The organism is Desulforhopalus sp. IMCC35007 (assembly GCF_005116575.1).
GTDB lineage: Bacteria > Desulfobacterota > Desulfobulbia > Desulfobulbales > Desulfocapsaceae > Desulforhopalus_A.
This window is the reverse complement of sequence record NZ_SWCN01000001.1, coordinates 289,956-311,821: the sequence shown is the minus strand read 5'-3', so window position 1 is coordinate 311,821 and position 21,866 is coordinate 289,956. Positions and strand designations below refer to the sequence as shown.

Annotated in this window: 18 protein-coding genes; 7 read left to right on the top strand and 11 right to left on the bottom strand. The window is 45.4% G+C overall.

The genetic code is table 11. The features are described 5' to 3' along the window. Window positions 1-60 precede the first annotated feature (60 nt). Window positions 61-1,566: a succinate CoA transferase gene (locus FCL48_RS01385; RefSeq protein WP_136870445.1), complete on the top strand. Its 1,506-nt coding sequence runs from the start codon at window positions 61-63 to the stop codon at window positions 1,564-1,566. 43 nt (window positions 1,567-1,609) lie between these two features. Then, entirely contained in the window at window positions 1,610-2,836 is a 1,227-nt protein-coding gene (locus tag FCL48_RS01380) for an FprA family A-type flavoprotein (RefSeq protein WP_136870444.1), read from the top strand. 835 nt (window positions 2,837-3,671) lie between these two features. Here FCL48_RS01380 and FCL48_RS01375 read toward each other — a convergent pair. Both FCL48_RS01375 and FCL48_RS01370 read right to left on the bottom strand, forming a co-directional pair. Further along, window positions 3,672-4,427 carry a GNAT family N-acetyltransferase gene (locus tag FCL48_RS01375; protein ID WP_136870443.1) on the bottom strand — a complete coding sequence of 252 codons (756 nt, stop codon included), beginning with the start codon at window positions 4,425-4,427 and terminating at the stop codon, window positions 3,672-3,674. 308 nt (window positions 4,428-4,735) lie between these two features. Next, the gene (locus FCL48_RS01370; protein WP_136870442.1) at window positions 4,736-5,437 is read right to left on the bottom strand and encodes a formylglycine-generating enzyme family protein; all 702 of its coding nucleotides are present in this window, start codon (window positions 5,435-5,437) and stop codon (window positions 4,736-4,738) included. A gap of 336 nt (window positions 5,438-5,773) precedes the next feature. Here FCL48_RS01370 and FCL48_RS01365 point away from each other — a divergent pair, with 336 nt between their 5' ends. The 5 genes from FCL48_RS01365 to FCL48_RS01345 all read left to right on the top strand — a co-directional run bounded on the left by FCL48_RS01365 (window position 5,774) and on the right by FCL48_RS01345 (window position 12,672). Then, window positions 5,774-7,420, top strand: coding sequence for a sigma-54-dependent Fis family transcriptional regulator (locus FCL48_RS01365; RefSeq protein ID WP_136870441.1), 1,647 nt, complete (start codon window positions 5,774-5,776; stop codon window positions 7,418-7,420). Window positions 7,421-7,625: 205 nt separating this feature from the next. After that, window positions 7,626-8,408 (top strand): DUF169 domain-containing protein, encoded by a 783-nt coding sequence (locus FCL48_RS01360; RefSeq protein WP_136870440.1) that lies wholly within the window; start codon window positions 7,626-7,628, stop codon window positions 8,406-8,408. 124 nt (window positions 8,409-8,532) lie between these two features. After that, window positions 8,533-9,450 (top strand): AEC family transporter, encoded by a 918-nt coding sequence (locus tag FCL48_RS01355; protein WP_136870439.1) that lies wholly within the window; start codon window positions 8,533-8,535, stop codon window positions 9,448-9,450. Between the two features lie 336 nt (window positions 9,451-9,786). Beyond that, window positions 9,787-11,781, top strand: a complete 1,995-nt coding sequence (locus FCL48_RS01350) for a carbon monoxide dehydrogenase (protein ID WP_136870438.1) — start codon at window positions 9,787-9,789, stop codon at window positions 11,779-11,781. A 213-nt stretch (window positions 11,782-11,994) separates the two neighbouring features. Then, a complete protein-coding gene (locus FCL48_RS01345) occupies window positions 11,995-12,672 on the top strand; it encodes an HPP family protein (protein ID WP_205747609.1) in 678 nt (225 codons plus the stop codon). A 956-nt stretch (window positions 12,673-13,628) separates the two neighbouring features. Here the strand turns inward: FCL48_RS01345 and FCL48_RS01340 are convergent. From FCL48_RS01340 to FCL48_RS01300, 9 genes are all read right to left on the bottom strand, one after another. Beyond that, window positions 13,629-13,880 carry a hypothetical protein gene (locus FCL48_RS01340; protein WP_136870436.1) on the bottom strand — a complete coding sequence of 84 codons (252 nt, stop codon included), beginning with the start codon at window positions 13,878-13,880 and terminating at the stop codon, window positions 13,629-13,631. A gap of 2 nt (window positions 13,881-13,882) precedes the next feature. Beyond that, window positions 13,883-14,512 (bottom strand): ParA family partition ATPase, encoded by a 630-nt coding sequence (parA, locus tag FCL48_RS01335; protein WP_136870435.1) that lies wholly within the window; start codon window positions 14,510-14,512, stop codon window positions 13,883-13,885. A gap of 1,023 nt (window positions 14,513-15,535) precedes the next feature. After that, a complete protein-coding gene (locus FCL48_RS01330; RefSeq protein ID WP_136870434.1) occupies window positions 15,536-15,934 on the bottom strand; it encodes an H-NS family nucleoid-associated regulatory protein in 399 nt (132 codons plus the stop codon). A gap of 324 nt (window positions 15,935-16,258) precedes the next feature. Beyond that, window positions 16,259-16,546, bottom strand: coding sequence for an integration host factor subunit alpha (locus FCL48_RS01325; protein WP_136870433.1), 288 nt, complete (start codon window positions 16,544-16,546; stop codon window positions 16,259-16,261). A 95-nt stretch (window positions 16,547-16,641) separates the two neighbouring features. Continuing rightward, the gene (locus tag FCL48_RS01320; RefSeq protein WP_240744702.1) at window positions 16,642-17,025 is read right to left on the bottom strand and encodes a recombinase; all 384 of its coding nucleotides are present in this window, start codon (window positions 17,023-17,025) and stop codon (window positions 16,642-16,644) included. Between the two features lie 39 nt (window positions 17,026-17,064). Beyond that, on the bottom strand, window positions 17,065-17,874 hold the full coding sequence (locus FCL48_RS01315) for a hypothetical protein (RefSeq protein ID WP_136870432.1): 810 nt from the start codon (window positions 17,872-17,874) through the stop codon (window positions 17,065-17,067). Then, complete coding sequence (locus FCL48_RS01310) at window positions 17,871-19,202, bottom strand: HD domain-containing protein (protein ID WP_136870431.1); 1,332 nt, start codon at window positions 19,200-19,202, stop codon at window positions 17,871-17,873. Before FCL48_RS01310 ends, FCL48_RS01315 begins: the two co-directional genes overlap by 4 nt. Next, window positions 19,199-20,596, bottom strand: a complete 1,398-nt coding sequence (locus FCL48_RS01305; protein ID WP_240744701.1) for a type IV secretory system conjugative DNA transfer family protein — start codon at window positions 20,594-20,596, stop codon at window positions 19,199-19,201. The genes FCL48_RS01310 and FCL48_RS01305 overlap by 4 nt, the downstream gene beginning before the upstream one ends. Further along, window positions 20,593-21,342: a hypothetical protein gene (locus FCL48_RS01300; protein ID WP_136870430.1), complete on the bottom strand. Its 750-nt coding sequence runs from the start codon at window positions 21,340-21,342 to the stop codon at window positions 20,593-20,595. The genes FCL48_RS01305 and FCL48_RS01300 overlap by 4 nt, the downstream gene beginning before the upstream one ends. Window positions 21,343-21,866 lie beyond the last annotated feature (524 nt).

Genomic DNA, 21,866 nt, shown 5'->3' with positions numbered 1-21,866 from the left:
GTCCTATTACATGCTGAGTATGGTTTTGTGCAGCAAAGGAAACGAGAAGGAGATCATGGCATGTTAGCTGATCGAGTGCGGTATAAACCGTTGCAGGATAAAATTAACGATCCGGCCACTGCAGCCGAACACATTCAAGATGGTACGAACCTGTTTATTTCCGGCTTTACCGCTGGATATCCTAAATTAATTCCCAGAGAGCTGGTGAGGCGGTCGGAGAACGGCGAAGATTTTAAAATTAATTTGTTCGCTGGGGCATCTACTGGTGACATGGTTGATGGGAAATTAGCCCGTGCCGATCTTGTTGCCTGGCGTAGACCTTACATGAGCGATAAGTTCATGCGAGAGAAAATCAATCTGGGCAAAATAGCCTTTAAGGATGATCATCTTTCTCAATTGTCAGCTAAAGTGAGGGCGGGACAATGGGGACAGTGTGACGTTGCTGTGGTGGAGGCGGCGGCTATTACCGAACAGGGCCATTTAATTCCCACTATGTCTGTTGGCAACACGCCTACGTATGTGCAGAAGGCCAACAAGATTATTATTGAGATTTCGGCAAATTCGCCAAAACTCGAAGGGATTCATGACATTTTCATCCCGGAGGATCCCCCTTATCGTATGCCGATTCCCATTTACCGCACAGTTGATCGGATCGGAAAACCTTTTATCGCAATGGATCCGGATCGGGTGGTCGCTATCCTGTTCAGTACCGAGCAAGATCATTGTCCAATTTTCACGCCGCCGAATGCCGCCGCCAGCCGAATCGCCGAATACATTCTCGACTTTGTGCACCATGAAATAAAAAAAGACCGTATGCCGTCGTCCCTTCCCTGGCAGGCAGGGGTCGGTGATGTCGCCAACGCTGTTTTGTCCGGATTCCTCAAGGACAACAACTTCCACTCCATCGATATTTACTCGGAGGTCCTGCAAGACAGTGTTTTGGACCTTATCGACCTCGGTAAAGTTCGGGCTGCTTCCGGCTCGGCCCTGACACTATCTGAAAAGGCACGAGAACGATTCCTCAATGATATAGACCGCTATCGGGATAAAGTCGTGTTACGACCAGTGGAGATTTCCAATGCACCGGAAGTGATTCGCCGCCTCGGAGTCATTGCCATCAACACGGCCATCGAAGTTGATATTTACGGCCAGGTCAACTCCACGCACGTCATGGGCACCCAATTAATGAACGGCATAGGTGGGTCAGGTGATTTTTTAAGAAACGGAGCAGTGTCTATGATTGTGACCCCGTCTACGGCCAAGGGTGGATTAATTTCAGCCATTGTTCCCATGGTCTCACACGTTGACCACTCCGAGCACTCGGTGGATGTTGTGGTAACTGAATACGGTCTAGTAGATACCCGTCCGTTGACCCCACGCCAAGTGGCGGAACAAATCATTAAAAAATGTGCCCACCCAGATTTTCGGGATCAGTTGTGGGACTATTACCAGCGTGCGGTCCGGGAGCGTGGTGGACATGAGCCGCATATCCTGGAAAAGGTATTTTTCATGCATCAGCGTTTTCTCGAAAGTGGCGATATGCGTGTAAAAGCGTTTCCATCCTGAAACGAGATATTTCGTCCAAGTAACTACAAGGAGCAACAAAGCGATGAAGATTAAAAAGGTTATTGATGACATTTACCGATTTTCGGTAAACATTGAAGATAAAAGCTATCTGTTTGAAGGAATTTGGCCCATCCCGGATGGTATTTCAATTAACGGCTATCTGATAAAAGGGGAGAAAAATATCCTCATTGACCTGACTCAGAATATTTTTGATTTTCCTACGGAAATAACCCAGCAGATGGAAGGGCTGACCTTGGGTATAAAAGATATCGATATCATTGTCCTCAATCATATGGAACCAGATCATTCGGGTTGGCTCCGGGAATTTTGTAAAGAGAACCAAAAAGCCGTTGTTTATTGTACGAAAAAAGCCATTCCTTTGTTGCAGGCCTTTGCCGGAGTGCCGGCTGAGCGGGCAATTGCTATCACTGATGGGATGGTAATTGAAACTGGGGATTATGAACTTCAATTTTTCGATACCCCGAATATCCACTGGCCTGAAACCATGATGACCTATGAACGGAAGAGGGGGATTCTCTTCTCCTGTGATGCATTCGGGTCCTACGGCAGTATTGATGAAGATGCAATTTTCGACGATCAGATTTCACAGGAAAAACATCAATTCTATGAGACCGAAGCTCTTCGTTATTACGCTAACATCGTGGCCACCTTCTCAACTTTTGTCTTAAAAGGGTTAGAAAAGTTAAAAGGACTGGAGATAAAGATGATCTGTCCTGCCCATGGTATAATTTGGCGGGATAATCCTGCCGTCATCATAGATCAATACGATCGCTATGCCAAATACAGCAAAGGTCCTGCGGAAAGAGAAGTGACTGTTGTCTGGAGCAGCATGTATGGCAACACGAAACAGGTCCTGCACCTGGTCATTGAGGTACTTCGAAAAAGAGGTATACCTTTGCATGTCTTCCAAGTCCCCGGAGACGATATTGGCTATATCCTCGCCAGCGCCTGGAAATCGTCCGGTTTGATTTTCGGTATGCCAACCTATGAATATAAAATGTTTCCTCCAATGGCCCATACCATTGATGAATTAATGGTTAAAAAAGTTACCAACAAAAAGGTATTTCGTTTTGGTTCTTTCGGCTGGAGTGGTGGTGCCCAAAGGGATTTTGAGATAAAAACTGAAAAATCCGGCTGGGATATTATAGGTCATCATGAATGGCAGGGAGCCCCCACAGACAAGGATCAGGAAACAATGAGGAAAGCTTTGGAAACCTACTGTGATATATTGATCGATTTTTCCAAGTAAAACATAGATGACGAGCGGGAAACGCATAGCAGCCAAGGAAACCTTCTATGGAATGGTCACTCTCGGTATCGAATAATGAAGAGAAGGACTCGTTGTCATGGGGGACAAGATGGCTACTTCCCTGTAAACATTTATATTGGCAAGCTTAGCAACGATAGATTGACCTGTACTTGACCTTATTCCTGAAAGGGTAGTTCCGGTTGAGCACTGAGAATTGATCACAAATAGAGCAACTGCAAAGTATAGATACCCAAAGAACAGGTAAATTTAAGGCTCAGGTGAGTTTACAACTTGTTGCTGCAACCTCTTCATGGATAATCTTTATTCTAAAATTGCGTTTTTATGTTAGGTTTTGGAGGCAGCAAGATTTCATATGACCAGTAAATATAATAAGTTGGGGAGTAAGGATTGCAAAACATTTGATATGGCAGTATCAACTGGCACAGCTAGGAGACTGTCGGATTTAGCAGCACCACAGGGATGATCAGGACGACCGTAACTGATGCAGTTGTTCTTTTTTCCAATTAGTCGTCTATATCGTTAATGCTTCGTTTTGCAGCTAAGCTTGGCATATCCCCTATCAAAGGTAACATGTTATCCCTTGAACATTCCCTGAAATAATTCTATGAACTCAGGATCATAAGCTTTAGCCTTCGGCGGTATGATAAATGCTATATTGACCAGATTCTTCCTGTTTGTTTACCACATCAGTGCCAGGCCGCTGATTCCTATGTTCATTGTTGTTTTGAGATCGTCTTTAACAATGTGACCCCACTATTCACCGGTTTCAGAATAGAATTCAGTTAATCCAATTGGCATCATGGCGCATCTCCCCTTAGCGTTTAATCGCCATCATGAATGGGTTTTTGTGGACACGGCTTAGTTCAGATAATCTAAATTGAGTAACTTTAGCCAAATACGGATCATATTTAGCAAGAATTGCAGGCCTCAGCATCACTTTGTTGCCCGATGTTTCCATCAAAATTCCTTTTTCGATCAACCTTTGAATCGTTGGCTTTTTGAGGTTTGCCCTCACTCCAGCAATGACGTAGTTGATGATAAAATCGGCAACGATATCCTTTTCAACTTCTGGCAACTGCATAAAAGCAGGGTGAAATTTAACAATCCCGCTTGGCACATTTTTCGTGAATGGCAGCGAAAGGAACAGCTCTTGAGAAATATCCTCGTGGAGCAGCTGTGGATAATTAGCAAAGCTGAACATGAAGAAAAAATTAGGTGGCCCCACGAGGACACAGCCACAACCTCCAATTCTATTTTTTATATGGGATAAGGCTGTTTTGATAAGCTTACTGCCAATACCCTGTCCCTGAAATTCAGGCAATACTGAAACCGGACCTAAGCCATACCAATCACGGGTACCATCGGATATACTCACAGGTGAGATGGCAATATGCCCTATCACCTGATCGTTGATTAAAGCTACCAAAGAAACCGTTAGGGCATTGGCCTCTCTTAGCTCGTCGATGATCAGATGTTCAATCTGTTGGCCGAATGGATAATCCTTAAACGCAGCGAGAGTTATTTCAGAGATCACATCGTGATCATCTTTATTTTCGGGTTTAATCTTCATGAGATAACGTATAGTGTTTTTCGCACATCTAAAATGAAGTGGTAACCTCAACATGGTTCATTAGTACTCGTTAAAGAAACTACCAACCAGAGGTAAAGGCTACCAAGAAAAAAACGCTATATAAATGAACTTGGCAACGTCATCGAAGTTAACGAGTCACAAATCAATGACCATTAGAGAGTAAAATGGTACCCAAAATTGAACAAGCGACTAAGTGGAAAAACTGCTAAAAAGGTCGCCTAAGAAAACGATAAAACCAGATGGAAATCCAAACGACCTCAGAACTTCTAGCTGATTCGTCGTCTGCATCAAAATGCAAGGCGGAAACCAATATTGTAGTACGAAGAAGTTTTTGGCCTATGGTAACGAAATGCTGATCTGCAGAAATGCGCACTTGCATTCCATGCTCCGCCTCGATAGACCTTTTCGACGGTGCTTTCATCTATCCACGCGATACCGTCCACTGGCGATCCTTCATAAGTGCCGTGCCAGGTGTCTTTGCACCACTCAAAGACATTGCCATGCATATCGTAAAGACCAAATCCGTTCGGAGGATGGATGCCTACGGGAGAATTTCGGCATGAAACTTTCCCGCCATAGTTCACTTGTTCTACATTGATGTCATCCCCGAAAAAAAAGCGGGTACTGGTGTTGGCACGGCAGGCATATTCCCATTCAGCCTCACTTGGCAACCTGTACTGCGTATTGTTAATTACGTTCAGTTTCTTTATGAATTCCTGAGCATCGTCCCAGCTTACGCCATCTACAGGGCAGTTTTCGCCAATAATATCACTCGGATTTTCCCCCATTATTTTCATGTACTGTTCCTGCGTCACTTCAAAACAGGCCATGTGGAAAGCAGCAATATGAACGTTGTGTTGGGGGCCTTCCTCTGGCTGTCGGCCTTTTTCTGTTTTGGGACTTCCCATAATGAAATCACCACCTACTATCGGTATGAATTGTATTCCGGTGACTTCATCGGTAATAACCTGACTAATGTTTTTGCTCATGATGTGAACCTCCAAAAAAAATTAAAATGAAACCGCTCAAGCGGTGTTGGTTTTGTTGAAAAAATCCTCTTGCTCCTTTATTAGCAAGGAACATGCCTCACTGTTGTGTATGTCTGAATCCACCCTATACGTTGAAAGCGCAGGGAAAAGTGTGGTGGAAAACTACAACGTCATTTGGGCAATGAGGAATGAAAAGAAGCAACGTAATATCGTTTTCAACGGAATGCTGAGTTGTGTTACAACGGAATACCGTTTATCTTGCAGTGAAGATAATATGAAATCGATGGCCTCTCTACTTAATGAACTCTATTTGTCCAACACCTGCAAATACTTGATATGATCGATAAAACTACTTTTATTTTCAGCAATGAGGCAGTGCACCAGCTTCTCTTGGATATGGCCAAGCAGCGAACGACAAGTAATCTGTTTGACGTTGTCGTAGCCCGGCTTGCGAAGTTCTCCAACGTTGCTCTTGCCAGGATCTGGGTTTTACGTCCAGGCGATATCTGTGATGCGTGTCATGTTAAATCGGAGTGCCGGGATCGCAAGAATTGCCTGCATCTGGTGGCCAGTGCCGGACGTTCAAACAGCGATACAAATATCCAGTGGAACAATCTTCACGGCCAGCATAGCAGATTTCCTTTGGGAGCCAGAAAAGTCGGGCATATTGCCGCTACCGGTAAACCGGTTATTGTAGAGCGGATTAGCAAAGAATCAAAATGGATTGCCGATGTTGACTGGGCAAATCGCGAACAGATCCAAGGGTTTGTTGGCCAGCCATTGGTTTTTCAGGGAAAGATCCTCGGGGTTCTGGCGGTCTTCACAAAGCTCTGCCTGACCCATGATTCCCTCAATGTGCTCAGGGTAATTGCTGATCATGCCGCAGCGGCCTTGGCAAATGCCCTGGCTTTTGAGGAGATTGAGCAGCTTAAAAATAAACTGGAATTGGAGAATACCTATCTCAGGGAAGAACTTTTCGATGTTGCCTCCATGGGCGGTTTTGTCGGTCAAAGTAGTTTATTACATCAGGTTCTTAACCAAATTGACGTGGTTGCGCCCACTAATGCGAGTGTGTTGATCCTGGGAGAATCGGGAACAGGCAAGGAACTTGTGGCTCGGGAAATTCATCATCGCAGTTTGCGCAGGGATAAACCTCTGATCAAGGTCAATTGTGCCTCAATCCCAAAAGACCTCTTCGAAAGTGAATTCTTTGGTCATGTCAAAGGATCATTTACCGGGGCGCTCAGCGACCGGATCGGCAGATTTGGTGCGGCGGACGGTGGAACTCTTTTTCTTGATGAACTTGGCGAAATTCCTCTGGAACATCAAAGCAAACTGCTTCGTGTGCTACAGGAGAGGGAGTACGAGCGGGTTGGAGAAAATCATACGAAGAAGACCGATGCCCGGATCATCGCGGCAACCAACAAAGATTTGCAGGAAGAAGTGAAGGCAAAACGATTTCGCGAAGACCTCTATTTTCGCTTAAACGTTTTTCCCATCAGAGTTCCACCGCTGAGAGAGCGCAAGGAAGATATCATTCCCCTGGCCAACCACTTTCTGAAAATGGCCTTAAAAGATATGAATCGTTCAGAACAGCGATTTACCGGACAACAACTATCACAACTGCAAAGCTATGACTGGCCCGGAAATGTTCGAGAATTGCGAAATATTGTCGAGCAGGCCGCCATTTACGCCCATTCCGGCCCTCTAAGGTTACGGCTCCCGGAAACATCAGAGACAAAGGTAAACCTTGGTATCGAAGAACTATATCAGACGGCCATACCTGAAGATGTTGAGAGAACAGTAGCAGTTCTGTCCGAGAAAGAGATGCTTGACCTGCAACGGCAAAATATCAGTGCCGCGCTCAAACAATGTAACTGGAAGGTTTATGGCAGTGATGGGGCAGCAGCGCTTCTCGGTATCAGGCCCACAACGCTTGCAACCAGAATGAAAAAAATGAACCTGCGGCGTCCCGTCGACTGACTAAAAAAGTCATAATATGTAACACCTTACAGCTTAGTATCTTGTTTTCCGTTCTAGATTAAAGAGCCCAATCCATACAAACAAGTCAAACAGGAAGAAAACAAGAGGAACGTTTTTTGCACAATGAGCCATGCGAATAACGTAGTAAATCTATCCAGCCGAACCTTTTCGGCTGGATTCCAAAACTTAACAAAAGGAAAGAACGATGGCTCTCAGTTACAAAGAAATGCAACACACCTTAATGGAGGAAATCAGGCTCTACCATTTCCCCATAGCAGTAAAATTCTTTTTTAACCCGGCAGAGGTTGAACACTTCAAGAAACACCATGAATATTATGAACCGGTAAAACCGATGACGTTTTGCCAATGGGAGATTGCCGCCCGTATGAAAGGCCAGATCGTCTATGCTGAACAAGCGAGTCTCGGCTGCAGCAATGCGGCATATTGCTTCGGCTGGAAAGATATCGACGAAAACGAAATTAAAAGCCATCGTAAATATGTGACAGGCGATGAATGGGCGGAAAAAGCTATTCTTTCGAAACCGCGCCTGGGGCAAGGGCTTATCGGGGTTGCTGTCGCACCGCTGGGTGATGCCAAATTTCTTGCCGATACAGTACATTTCTATTGCGATAACATGCAGGCGTATCATCTCGCTGTAGATTGGATGGCCGTGTCTGGTGTACATCCGATGAAATCGAACATTACTATCAACTCTTCTGCCTGCGGCGGCAATGTCTACGTTCACAATGAAAATCTGGCGAACATGTTACCGGCCTGTTCCGGTTCCTACAATGCTGGTAAAACCGAAAGAGGTGAGATTAATTTCATTCTTCCTGGAGATCACCTGGAGCATGTCGTCGAGAGACTGCTCCAGCGCAAAGAAGAACTGGGCAGCGCATCCATAACCCGTCCCGGTGACGGCTTTCCCGGCGCTGATATTTGCAAGAACTGTCCTTTGATACTTTTTCGCAAAGCGAAAAAAGATTGATGAACAAAACCCTTGCAGTGGTCCGACGGCCGGGTCACTGCAAGGTGATCGTACCTGAATTTTACCCTTCCTTGGCATTGGCAAGCCTCAGCAAAGAAACTCATCGATACAACACTGAAATTTTATGCATATCATTCTTGAGACATTTCTCAATCCTATTTTTCCTATTTTTTCGATCATGTTTGTGGGAATTGTCCTGGCCAGATTTTCGTTGTTCGACGTATCTGCGGCTGAGGCGATCAACAGGTTTGTCTTTTATGCGGCGATGCCGGCCCTTATCTTCAATCTCGTTTGTGAAGCAGATTTTTCAATTATTGACTGGAAAATTCCTCTTCTCTATTTTCTCTCCGAGCTGACGGTTTTTATTTTCGGAACGCTCTTATCGCGGTGTTTTTTCAAGCGGAGTCTGGCCGAATCACTTTTACTGGGGATGACGGCTTGCTTTGTCAACCATGCCTTTTTTATCTTGCCAATTGCGGCAATTATCTATGGTGAAAAGGCGGTGGCTTTAATCACTGTGATAATTGTCATTGATACCTCGGTGATTTTTGGCGGCATGATAACAGGACTGGAAATTGCCCATTATCGCCATTCATCTGTTTTGAATATCGTCAAACATTTGCTGTGTAACCCTGTATTGGTAGCAATAACTCTCGGTCTTCTGGTCAACCTTCTCGGCATTCCTCTTCATGAAGGAATACACACCTATGCCTCTTTTGTCGGTAAGGCGGCAGCGCCTGCCTCTCTCTTCTGTCTGGGAATTATTTTGGCATCGTCCTGTGCAAAGAAGCCGGATCACGCTGCTCTCTGTATCACTTTTCTCAAAATAGTTGTTTTTCCGGCGGTAGTCTGGATTTGCGTCTCCCACCTAAACGGCTTCCAGCCTGTCTTGCGCGACACATTGATGCTAACCGCAGCAGGCCCATGCGGTGCCATGCCTTTTGTCCTGGCCATGCAATATCGGGTCAACCCTGAAAGTATTGGGCTTGCCATTCTCTATTCGACGTTTATTTCACTCTTAACCCTGCCAATTGTTGCCTGATACCTTGGAAAACGACACGGAATTGCGTTGTTTTGACAACGGTATTCCGTTGTTGACGAAATGCCGTTGAATATTTGACGGAATAGTATTGAAAATAGCGTGTGATTACTGTTGGATAGCCCAAAGTCTACTACTTGGCACAATGTTTGCGTTACCATGGTTGACGTTTTTGTAACCACTTAATCATCGGGCTATCGCCGGCAACTGTGGAAATGTATGTCAGCGGAAAATCTAACTCTGGCCGGTTATGTCTTGGAATTAGGGGGAAACTTTTGGTGCGGGACTGCCCCGTATTCAAAAATTTTTTCAAATGCAAACTAAAAAGGAGCAGCGTCCATGGAAGATTCACGTCATTCACACGATCACCACCATCACGATCACCACCATCATGATAACGGTTTTACCGATTACCTGACCGCGATCAAAGAGTATCGTAAGTCTTTCGCCAGCAAAAAAGAAGTTATGGAGCATGCTCCCGATCCTGCAGTTAGGGAAATGCTTGCCTATATGGAAAGCAATGGTCTTGAAAATTGCTTTGATCGTTTTGACAAACAGAAGCCGCATTGTACCTTTGGCCTGGCTGGCATTTGCTGCAAAGTTTGCTCGCTTGGACCATGCAAAATTACTGAAAAATCCCCTCGAGGAACATGTGGTGCCAATGCAGATCTTATTGTCGCGCGCAATATGGTTCGAGCTGCCGCTGGCGGCGTCGCCGCCCATGGGGCTCGTGCTCGTGAGGTCATGCTGACGTTGAAAAAAGCTGCAGCCGGTGAAGTTGACCTTCCTATTATCGGCAAAGAAAAGGTGATGGAAGTTGCGGCGGCATTTGGACTTGAAACTGAAGGTAAAACAGTTGAAACACTGGCTGGCGAGATTGCTGATATCCTGCTGGAAGATATGAGCCGTACGGTGCCCGGTCCGCATCGAACGCTTAGTGCTATTGCCCCACCTGAGCGGCAAAAAGTCTGGGAGGAACTTGGGATAATGCCCATCAGTTCTTATCATGAGGTTTTTGAGGCTTTGCATGCAACCACGGTGGGTACGCAGGGTGACTGGCGTAAAGCCATGGATCAGTTCCTGCGTCTGGGCCTTACCTTCTCCATGAATAGTGTTGTGGGTGGCTCCATCGCCGGCGACTGTCTTTATGGTGTTCCGGGACGCAATACCACCAAGGCGAACCTTGGAGCGCTGACAAAAGATCACGTCAACATCGCCATTCACGGCCATGCCCCCATGCTTGCCACAGAAGTCATAAAAGCAGCGAGGACAGAGAAGTTTGTTAAAATGGCAGAGGATGCAGGGGCTAAAGGAATTCAGTTTTATGGAATCTGCTGTTCCGGCCTGTCAACATTGTACCGTCTCGGGGGTGTCATTCCTCTCTCAAACGCCAATGGCTCCGAACTGGTTGTGGCAACCGGAGCGCTCGATCTTTGGCTCGCCGATATTCAAGAGGTTTTTCCGGGAATTATGGATGTTGCCGACTGCTATAAAACAGTCGTTGTTACCACCAACGAGTCAAATAGACTGCCTGGCGCTGAACATATTGGGTATAAGCGGGATCTCTCCGATCTGAATAAGCTTCCAGAACTGGCAGAAAAAATTGTTACCCGGGCAATAGAGAGTTTTACCAATCGCCGGGATGTGAAAAGGCATATACCTTCTCATGAAATTGAGGCGGAAGTGGGATTCGGCCTCGAGTACCTCACCGAATACTACGGAGGCACGGTCCAGCCTATTGCTGATGCCTTAAAGGAAGGAAGGATTCTCGGAATCATTAATATGGCCGGATGCACCAATACCAGAATTGTGTACGAAAAGGCCATTGTCGATGTCGCGGATATCCTGCTGAAAAACAATATCCTTATTTTCACCAACGGTTGCGCTGCCTTCCCCATGGCAAAACTTGGCTACTGTTCAGTCAAAGGGCAGGAAAAATGCGGGACCAGTCTCAGGGAATTTCTTGGTTCCAATATGCCCCCGGCATGGCATTTCGGCGAGTGTATCGATAATGCCCATGCAGTAGGTACATTTGCGACAATTGCCGGACTGGTTGGTCATCCGATCAAAGACATGCCGTTTGCCGAAGTCACTCCGGAATGGTCGAACGAAAAAGGCGTGGGTGCAGCGCTTGCTTTTCGCATGCTCGGCTTTGACTCGTATCATTGTGTCCATGCGCCGGTCGAAGGATCAAAAAAAGTAAAAGACTTTTTGTATGGTGGTACGAGAGCGATTCTGGGCTCTTGCATGAATGTAAACCCTGACCCGGTAAAAATGGCAAATATGATTATCTCGGATTTCAAGGAAGCAAGAAAAAAACTTGGCTGGAAATAGACCAAAAGAGTGGCGTCACGTCGGTCCGGATTTCGTCTGGGCCGACGTCTTGGACAAAATGGATTTGACAGGGGAAAGAGCGTGCAGAAGAAACTGAATTCAGTACAAATTCGACTTTGCTCCATCAAGCGCAGGGAATTTCAGCGAGACGTCTATCGTCCCGGTGTTATATCCTTGTCACGTCTCGTTTGGGGGTCCTTAGGAGGCGGTCTATTGCTAACAATCATTGGAATTCTATCAAAAACAACTGGAATTGCGGTGCTTTTTCCACCTTTGGCTGCCACCTGCTTTATCAATTCCACCTGTGTATATTTACGTGTCGCCCGCCCAAAATCTGTCATTGTCGGTCATTTTGTCGCTTCAATAGGTGGTCTGGCTGGTGTCTTGGCCGGAGATTTCCTTGCCGGTGGAACGGACTTCGCCGTTTCTTTGAAACTTGGCCTGGCGGTTCTTTTTGCTGCGGTCCTCATGCAGATTTTTGATGCGGATCATCCACCCGCTGCCGCCACCGCCGCCATCCCTGCTATCTTGCCATTACCCATGTCGATGTATCTGTTTCCAGTATACATGGCCTGGGGCGCAACTATCACTGTGCTTTTCGCCTTGGCCTGGAATAGAGTGTGGTTTGAATATCCGGCAAGTGATGAAGAACATCGCACCAGGCATGCTGGTTTATTCATGGATAAAGCGCAGATTTTAGGTTTGGGGCTTTGCGCCATGAGTTTTGCTTTGATGTGTTGTAAGCTAGTTGCACCAAACTTCTATTATGTCGGGATTTGGCTTATGACGATAGGCGTTGTCGTTTTAGGCTCGCATCATTTTTATGAATTGTTACGTATTGACAGCGATGAAGGCATAAACGAGATTCGACGACTTTGTGAGAAAAACTAATGTAACCCAACTCATCCGTCTCCTGAAGAAAACAGTTTTCCTCAGCTATTTTTTTAGAAACATACTTCAACCTTTGCTTTTAAATTTAACTTCACGGCTGAATTAACTGATTCTGATGAAGGCGGATGTATTCTTTGCTACATTTCATTTTTTGACAACTTTATCCGTAAAGGACAACACTGGCCTCTTATTACAGACTCTTCTCACTTCTTCTGTTTATGGTTTCATTGGTATGAACCACCCTAATAAGTAACTTATCAGAAACCGATCTATTTATCTGCTGGTTACCTCTTTGCTTTATTTTGCCTTATCACTGTTATTTCGAATAGATATGTGCGGTGTCAGACATCGTGCAAAATACTTACTGACTATTGTTCAATCTTGCATTCGAGATTTACCCTGCCAATATTAAATGATAGCAATGCCAATCAGGTTAACCTTATTCCTGATTGGGTAGATTCTGTAAAGCATTAATAATTAATCGAAAATGGAGCAACTGTAAAGTAGAGCTTACCAAAGAACACCTCTCATCAGTGTAACAGAACAGCAACGAGAGGTTTATACTGTAAGTTCTGGTTCTAATTGGCCCAGATACCTATCAACTTTTATCGTACCACCCATCCGAGATGTTCCAGAAAACCAGTCGAGACAATTGCTCCATTTCTGACCATCATCGGCGTTGATACTACTTTCGTATCAACTATCGGACATAGCGACAATCTGCCTTATATAGTCTGAAGAAAATTTCAGAATCTCTTCGGGAGAGGGTAGATTCATTTGACCCGGAAGATGCTGTCGAGTGAGATCTCGAAGTCAACATAGCTATATTCGATTTTGACAGCAGATCGGTGTCTCAATTCAAGAAATTTTCTGCTTCTCTTCGTGCAAAAAAGTGAGCATCAATCACTAATCTCTCCAATAATATGACATTAAAATACATCAAAAAATATTAAATATTATTTTTTAATGTCAATGTTGTTTCTTGCAAAATAGTCCCGGAAAACCTTTTCAGTGAAATAGGATAGGTTTCCAGCCGAATTCTCTCGTATCGTTTCAAGAAGATCATAAGGTAATCTAACAGGCAACGCTCCTTTTTTGGGCCCAACGGGGCGCCCTCTTCCCTGTCCTTTGAGTTCGGTTTCTGCCTTTGTAGCCACAGCACCTTTTATAAAATCATCGGCTGATTTTTTAGGTTTTGGTATAGCCATGGTTAAAAATCTCCTAACTGCATTATCTCGTGATAGCAGGCTGCAAGCTCAGAAGCTGCTTTCGATTTGGGTGCGTGTTCAATGACTCCCTGCCCGGATATTATACCGTTCTTAAAAGAGCTTCTTGCGCCTAACTGACTTTTTAAAATCGGTATTTCTTTCTTTTCTTCCAAAGCTTGGAGAGCTTCACGCGCCATAATGGTGTTGGCCATGACCATATTAAGCAAAAATCGAGTTATCAATTTCTCATTAAAAATCTTCGCTTCTTGTACAATTTCAAGAGTATCTGAGGTTGCCCAAATATCATAGACAGAGGGTAAAACCGGAATAATGAGTATGTCTGCTGCCAAAATAGACGACCTGAAAATAACCGAATCACGCCCCCCAGAATCAATTATTATCAAATCAAAATTAGTAAATTCCTTCAGGTCTTTATGAAGCGTCGGGGTTGTAATTGCCGTTGCTTTTATGTCATCGGCTTCCCGAATCGACCTAAAATTCAGGCTCGACGCTTGAGGGTCAGCGTCAACCAACAAGACCTTTTTGTTTTCCTTTGCGGCCATACTCGCAAGATTACAAGCAATAGTGCTTTTGCCAACGCCACCTTTACTGTTCCCTATGGTGATAATCATATCGCCCCTTTTGGTTTTTGCAAAAAATATATTAATATATTAAATATCATTATTTAATATATAATGTCATAATTTTTTTACAACAGACAAATTACTTTATTTAATTTTTAATTATATTTTTTGAACTCAAATAAACACACGTTGAACTTTGGCAATTACTGGTCAAGTGCAGTTAAAGTGTAGGCAAGAACACATGAGAGAAAATGTTTCTCTCTTTTTCTCCTGCAGGTAGGTTCAAGGGGCACCCCTTCGGTAGCTTTGGCGAGTTCAGGAGGAGCTTTTTGCCCTTTATTTAGCCTTTGCAAGCCCGCTTTACTTTGGCGTAATTCCGATCGTAAAAAAATATGACGCTTTAAAACATTAAATATTATTTAATGATATCATTTAATAACATTTGACATATAAATATATCTTTAATCGTGCGTACAGGCTGTTAAAAATGACTTTACAAACTTTCTGAAAGCTTGTCCATGTGGGGACTTAACAGCCTTTGAAAGTTTTAAGGTGGCATCAACAAAATTCCACAACGTATTTTTTTAGATCGAAACGGGCAATAGAATAAGAAGTGCTTTCAGGATAGTTGCCATGTTGTAGTTGCAAGGCAGGATCGAACCGGGAACATGGCCCTTGTAATTTATTGGCAGGGGTTGTAGCGCAGCGAAAACCGCTGGTAGCAAAACCAGAAAAAAGGGTGGTGACTGTGGAAGCCCCGAAGCCGATCTACCACCTGAACAACATGAAAGAAGCATTCAGGAGCAATGGGAACCGGACGATTATGTTTCCAACTGAAGCTTACCAGAACAAATCTTAGAGAAAATTGATGTTCTGGTAATTAAGATATCTGTCAATCTTCAGGAGAGGGCGAAATCTTTTGTCCCGGAAGATACTGCCTATTGCCTATTGCCGACTGCCGACTGCCGACTCAGATCATAAAAGTTAAAATAGCCTTAATTTAAGCTATATTGGACAGCAATCAGATTCTACGGTCCTCATATCATTTATTTACTTTCCTACTTTGCAGTATTACTGATCAATGAGAAAGGTATCGAGAGATTCGCCTGTTTCTATACGGGCCTTAAAAATATTAGGCATCCGCCCCTGACCGGTCCAGGTAATATGATCCCCAGTTTCATTCCAGATCTCATATTTTGGCTGACGCATTGCTTGCCTCCCCGGTTTCTCCGAAAAGCCGTCAAGCAATTCGCCTGGATCAATGCCTTCTTGCCTTAACAATTTACGAATCTCGAGTATTTTCTCATTTCTCACCGCGTTCTCGGCCTGCGCTGCCTTTTCTTCGGCAATTCGATCGTCTATAATTTTCTGCAGCTTGATTTTAACTTCTTCTAATTGTTCAACACCCAATTCATTCAGCGCACTTTTAAGACGCCGGGCATGCGTGATAATTCTTAAGAAATCGTCCATCTATAGTCCTCTTTAATTATTGTAATTTGATCATATGCATAAAAAATATTTTAGTATAACCAAATAACAATAATGTCCAATCATTTCGTCAAGGATGAAAAATATTTTTTTACTCCATCCAGGCGAAAATTGTTATTCAAATCGAAAAGAAGTAATAGACAGAGCAAAAAAGCATTAGCCTAGCTTTTTAATACACCCGACACTACAACATGATGAATTTTCTTGCTGCCGTTTCAATTACCTGCTGATCCAGGTTGTTCAAGACAGTCAACCCCGTTTGCAAAACTTTAATAGGTGTTTTAGTGATTTCAGGAACCGTTCACCTTATCCCTTATTTACCTTATCCCTTAACGTGCCGGATGGTTTAAAGGTTACGACCCGTCTCGCATCCAGCGTGAGGTCATCACCGGTCTGAGGATTGCGTCCTCGGCGGGGTTTTTTATCCCTGACATTAAACTTTCCAAATCCGCTCAAAAGGAGATCTGATCCACCGACAAGAGCGTTTTTGGACAAACGAAGAAACGATTCTACCGCTTCAGCTGCCTGAGCTTTGGTAAAACTTTCATGGTTTTGATAAATCTGCTGGACGAGATCTGCTTTGGTAAGTGTCATTGATTCCTCTTTCAGTTGCTGAGATTTTTTTTATACCACCCTCGACAATCATATTCTAAAAATGGAAAAAGTAAAAGATATCTGTGTAGTTATGCTCAGTTCGCCGAGGATTCATCTTTCTTTCTGTCTGTAACTTGCCGCATCTCCTGAAGCTCCTCAGGCACAAAATACTTAAACCTGACCTGCCTGCTCAACTGGCCGGTGAACTCAGAGAAAGCGATAGTTATCTTTCGCGCCTCATCCATCAGTTCAGCTCCTTTTTCATGGGAAATCCCCCCTGGTTCTCCCAACTGCCCCTTGAAATGTGCATACGCCTGATCAAATTGCCGCAGGACATTGAACATGATGCTGCCCATCGGTGAGTTGATTCTCATGACCCTTGAGCCACGCTCCTTGACCATGGAGATTTTCTTCTCCAGAATCTCTTCCTTGGTAGGTCTCCTTTTTTCATCCGGTGTATTCTTTATCTCTGTCTCCAATTTCCTCTCCCTTAAGTTGAATAGATTAATCGAATTATTTTAAGATTTACCAGTAATCCTGGCATGGTTGCGTTTGATTTTACTTCTCCGCCACATATCCATTAAAAAGACAGATCCGTAAGGCAAAATGGCGGCGATCAGGATAAACAGAGAGCAACGAGTGGCTATCGGCATGATATTGGGCAGCATGGTCATATAGCCATAATAGATTGCCTCGGCATTTTGGCTGGAATATTGCGCCACTTGCCAGACCCTTTCCGGGGTGCTCAAGCCGATAAGCAAGGTGTAGAAAACATAGATCATGAAACTTTTAGCGACCAGCACGAGCATCCTGCCGGTGAAAAAAGCATTGATGGCCTTGCGGGTAACTATACCGACATAGTATTGGCTGATATAAGCGCACAGAAAGGTGTTGGCGATGACCGGCAGAAAAGGAAAAGAGCCGAACATGATTTTTACAAATAAACTTGGTGATTTGAGGACAAAAGGAAGCAGATAAAATTCAACCGCCGGCAAAAGCAAAAGGAGGAAGAGCCCTTCCGTCAGACCACTTTTCGCCCCGACACTAAAAAATCCCAGAGAGTTTTCCAGTGTCAAATATTCCGCAGGCAAGGCGTTACCTAATTTTTCAGCCATGCAATAATGCTGAATATCGGAGATGACATTAATGATACTCCGTGGCTTTACATATTGCCGATTGTCTGTATTGATAAATGTGGCATTCGGGCTATAGGAGCCACCTCTACCAGCACCGCCAACACTGCCAGAAACGCCACCGCCGCTGTTACTACTGCCGGGACTGCCGCCCTTATAGCCGCTAAAGCCACTGCTGTTTATGCTGTTGCTCATGCCTGTTTATCTCCGTGCACCACTGCAACAGATACCAGGTCCAGGAGGATGCCGGATTTAGCATCTTCCATAACGGCTATAGAACCAAACGCCTCTGCATGACAGGGCGTGTAATAGCCGTTCATGGTTGTGCCTGATTTCATGGTCACGGTAAAATATGCGCCAAAATATTGGTCTTGCAACAGGCCACCCTCTATGACATTCACCTGTCTGAGCTGATGGACGATGGACAACAATACCTCGCGCATTGCTTTTTCATCCATGGAGACGACATCCAGCACCCCCGCTTTTTCCGCCTGTTTTCTGGCGATCAGCTCCAGTATCTTTGGCATAAAGTAGACCACACCATTCGGCATGGAAAAAGCCCGGAACCTTCGCCCTTCAAGTTTATTGATATAAGGCACCATGTCCTGCAGGAAGTCATGGGTGTTCAGCCAGGACAGGTTGATGAGCCTTGGGGCCGGAGTCTTCTTTTTTGTCTCCGGCTTTTCTTCAAATATACCCTCTTGCGCCTGTGCTTGGTTGTGCCACTGGGGAGGTTTCTCTAAGGGCTGGAGTCGCTCCTGGGCCTGCTCCAGCTCTTGTTGCCGGGCAAGTTGATCCGCCCGTTTCAAGGTCTTGCCCAAAAAATCTTGAGGCTGTTTGTGGTGGAGTTTTACCGCCTGGAGGATTGCCTCTTGCTGATGAAGTTCCTTAAACGATTGAAGACCGACCAGAATCCGACCGGCGGCTAAGGGATGTTCGCCCAGGCTATAGAGATGCCCCCGGATGGAGGGCAGTTTCCCCAGATCATGGGACAAGGCGGCAATGATGGTATCCGGTATAAGATAACCGGTATCGGCTTCCCGCAGCAGCCGAACCGCCTGCTCCGCCACATTCAGGCAATGATCGAGCAAGTTCGTTTGACCAAGCAGGGTGTAGGTGTTGGAATCCCAGGTGGCTTCCACATCACGACTGACATTGACGACGGATGGACAGTTACCTTCCGTATCCAACAAAGACAAAAGATCACGGCAAACCGCCTGTTGCTGGGGTGCATGATGTAACGGCAGAATATGCTTTTTGTAGAATTCCTGTATCCGCGCACTCTGGAATTCGATGCATACCACATCGATTGCCTGCTCTACCGGATCATCTCGCCAGATTGGCGCCAGATCAGCGATATTGACCTCACCGTTTTTAATCCACAACTGAGACAGGTCCTGCAACAGCACCTCCTTTTTGGCGGCAGCAGGTTTTTTCTCCGACCTGCCAAGAAGCAGCCATATTGTGCCGGCAAAAAACGTTATTCCCAGGCCAAGGATGGTATTGATCTCTATGGAGGTCATCCCCCTTCCCTCCCCTCTTCACCTGACCGGTCTTCTTGATAATCATCCCATTGTGGTCTGATTTCGGGAAAAATCACCTTGAGCTCAGCCGTGGCAACCTCTGCGGTGATGCCCCGGTAAATTCCTGAATAGGTCGTCATGAAGAACTGACGGGGAGCCAGGTTCAACACTTCTGTGTGCTTAACCCGTACATCCTCGGTCTCCCGAATAGCCAACCCGCCACCGACAGAGATAACCGGGCTAAAGACCCGTTTTTCACCAAGATGATCTGAGATATAAGTGGCGGTCTTGGCATCCGGCACCCGCATAAACAATTTGGTATTGCAGTTATCGAGGATGGTATTGGCTCGATCTTGGCCAATCTCGGCATAGAGCTGGCTCACCGACTGACAATAGCCGTGGATATAGACACCCGCGCCACCGGCCTTGGCAAACAGCTCCTCGATCCCGTCATAGAGAACGGACTGGGCCTCGTCGATATGCAGGGCCAGAGACGGAGATATCTTTTTATCACTGGAAAACCTGCGACCGACAAAGGCCTGGATGTTCGAGGCAATGACCTTCCCGGCGGTATAAGCCGCCCGTTTGGTGAGTAAGGAGCCCAGCTGGACAATAAGAATAACGCCTTTGTCTTGCTCCAGGCGTTTGATGAAACGGTTTTCGCTCGCCTGGCCAAGAATCTGTCCGACATTACCACTGGTTAATTCCGTCAGTGCCACCCGCAGCGAGGAGGCGACCTTGGAATGGTAGTCGGCGGTCGAAGCGATGATTCTTCGCAGGTTCAGCGCAAGCTGCCGGGCCTGTGGGGAGTTGATACCTTCGATTTTTTCTTTCAGCTTCTCCAGATCCGCATGACTGATATTGTTTTTGACATCGTTGAGATTGAAATCCGGTTTTCTATTATTGGCTCTCGCCAGCAGGATCAAAGCCTGGACCACCACCAGGCTGATTTCGTAGGCAACAGAGAAGAAATAAGGCTCCCTGCCCACCGCGACACCGGCGGTAATATGGGCCACTATTTCCTCGACCATATAATAATGCGAGAGAGGATTAAAAACCGCGCTGTATTGGGGAAAGACAGGGGTGAGCAGTATCAAATCCTCCTGCCTGCGGGTATCGAAGGCCACCTGAACAATTTTCGAGAAAAGTTCGTTGTCACCCTTGGGGTCGATGACGACCACTGAATAGCCTTTTCGAATGTCCTGCTCGATGATTCCTTCCATGGTGCGGGTTTTTCCCACCCTGGTTGTCCCGAAGCACCAGAAATGCCCTTTGCGGTCATTATCCGGGAAGCCAAGCGGTAGTATCTTGTCCGGATGATCCAGATGAAAGCCGTCCCCTATCCGGGTATAGGGCGCAGCATTTGGTTTTTTGGACTGTTTTCTCCAGATCAAGATTTCTTACCCACTGCAATCTTTCCTACCGTAACCTGAATATGCTCCCGCAATTCCCGGGATACGGTCAAGATTGCCTGTTTTGGCAAAAATCCGCCGGCTTGAACAAAACTCTTATGGCCGACATACCGTTTGGCGCAATACAGCGTTATATCCGTGGCAGTGCCGAGCTGTTCTCTTAACAAAGCGGTCACCAGATTCTTTGATACACGATCAACGATCACCTGGACCCGTGTGCTCCCGCCCATTTTTACAGAGTCAACCCGTCGCAGATGAAATGCCCGTCTTTGACCAACGGCCAATGTCTGTTGTTCATGCATGCCGACACGATTCAGCGGACACTCGGCAATGATTGCCTGGCCTTTTTCAATCTCAATCTCCACCAGAAACCCATCACTGTTTTTACGGATGATATCCCCCCAGCGCAGCTCATGTTCCAACTGTTTATAGCGAGTCACTTCATGCAGGCAGGCAATCCTGGTAAAATTCCGGTCCAGTGCCCTCTGAAGAGTATTCCAGCCGCGCATGGACAGAAAATCAAGCTGATTTTGCACAGGAATACCTGACTGCTTGGCATAGTGCAGTGCCTGCAGGTAGCCGTCGCCAAACAGGACAACAGTCCCTGCCCCATACCAGCGAGACAGCATAGTCGAAAAAGTCTTCTCGATCTCGGCGACAACCTGACCTCGGCTGAGGCCATATTTATCGACGAAGGAATTGATGATTGCGTTATATTGCGTCTGCATAGCTGCCGGATGTTATTTTCCCCTCCTACTATCTCTTTCCGGCCATGTATGCTTTTTTGAGTAATTATTTTCATTTTCTGCTGTTTTTTTTATGTGGGAAAAGTGAAATCTCCTCCACAATGTACCGTGAAAAATAATTTTCTTGATTTCTTGCAAAAAAGGATATTTATTTGGAGCATAACTCCACTTAATTCAATTAAGTAATCCCTTCCGGGAAAATAACTGAGGCTTCATGATATATTTCGATGAATGACCCAGTGATTTTTGTACCCGCCATATGAAATCTGCAAGAAAAGTTTAATCACATTTGTGAACCTCTTTTTTGGATGATTTTGCATATGGCCCCCCCTTTTTTTCCATCAACAAGACAAATCCGTCCGGACAAATCCCATACAGGAAAAGTTTAATCGCGTTTGCGAACCTCTTTTTTGTGGATGAATTCCTTTGATTTCTTTTGTTGTTGATTCCCCACATTGCACATAGCTCATAGCACATAGCACCCAGCAATAAAGCACCCCCTACCC

Coding starts and splice junctions, on each gene's coding strand:
- FCL48_RS01355 (WP_136870439.1), top strand. CDS start 8,533: ATGCATATCATTCTTGAGACATTTCTCAATCCTATTTTTCCTATTTTT.
- FCL48_RS01350 (WP_136870438.1), top strand. CDS start 9,787: ATGGAAGATTCACGTCATTCACACGATCACCACCATCACGATCACCAC.
- FCL48_RS01330 (WP_136870434.1), bottom strand. CDS start 15,934: ATGGACGATTTCTTAAGAATTATCACGCATGCCCGGCGTCTTAAAAGT.
- FCL48_RS01370 (WP_136870442.1), bottom strand. CDS start 5,437: ATGAGCAAAAACATTAGTCAGGTTATTACCGATGAAGTCACCGGAATA.
- FCL48_RS01325 (WP_136870433.1), bottom strand. CDS start 16,546: ATGACACTTACCAAAGCAGATCTCGTCCAGCAGATTTATCAAAACCAT.
- FCL48_RS01375 (WP_136870443.1), bottom strand. CDS start 4,427: ATGAAGATTAAACCCGAAAATAAAGATGATCACGATGTGATCTCTGAA.
- parA (WP_136870435.1), bottom strand. CDS start 14,512: ATGATTATCACCATAGGGAACAGTAAAGGTGGCGTTGGCAAAAGCACT.
- FCL48_RS01380 (WP_136870444.1), top strand. CDS start 1,610: ATGAAGATTAAAAAGGTTATTGATGACATTTACCGATTTTCGGTAAAC.
- FCL48_RS01365 (WP_136870441.1), top strand. CDS start 5,774: ATGATCGATAAAACTACTTTTATTTTCAGCAATGAGGCAGTGCACCAG.
- FCL48_RS01310 (WP_136870431.1), bottom strand. CDS start 19,202: ATGACCTCCATAGAGATCAATACCATCCTTGGCCTGGGAATAACGTTT.
- FCL48_RS01360 (WP_136870440.1), top strand. CDS start 7,626: ATGGCTCTCAGTTACAAAGAAATGCAACACACCTTAATGGAGGAAATC.
- FCL48_RS01300 (WP_136870430.1), bottom strand. CDS start 21,342: ATGCAGACGCAATATAACGCAATCATCAATTCCTTCGTCGATAAATAT.
- FCL48_RS01385 (WP_136870445.1), top strand. CDS start 61: ATGTTAGCTGATCGAGTGCGGTATAAACCGTTGCAGGATAAAATTAAC.
- FCL48_RS01340 (WP_136870436.1), bottom strand. CDS start 13,880: ATGGCTATACCAAAACCTAAAAAATCAGCCGATGATTTTATAAAAGGT.
- FCL48_RS01315 (WP_136870432.1), bottom strand. CDS start 17,874: ATGAGCAACAGCATAAACAGCAGTGGCTTTAGCGGCTATAAGGGCGGC.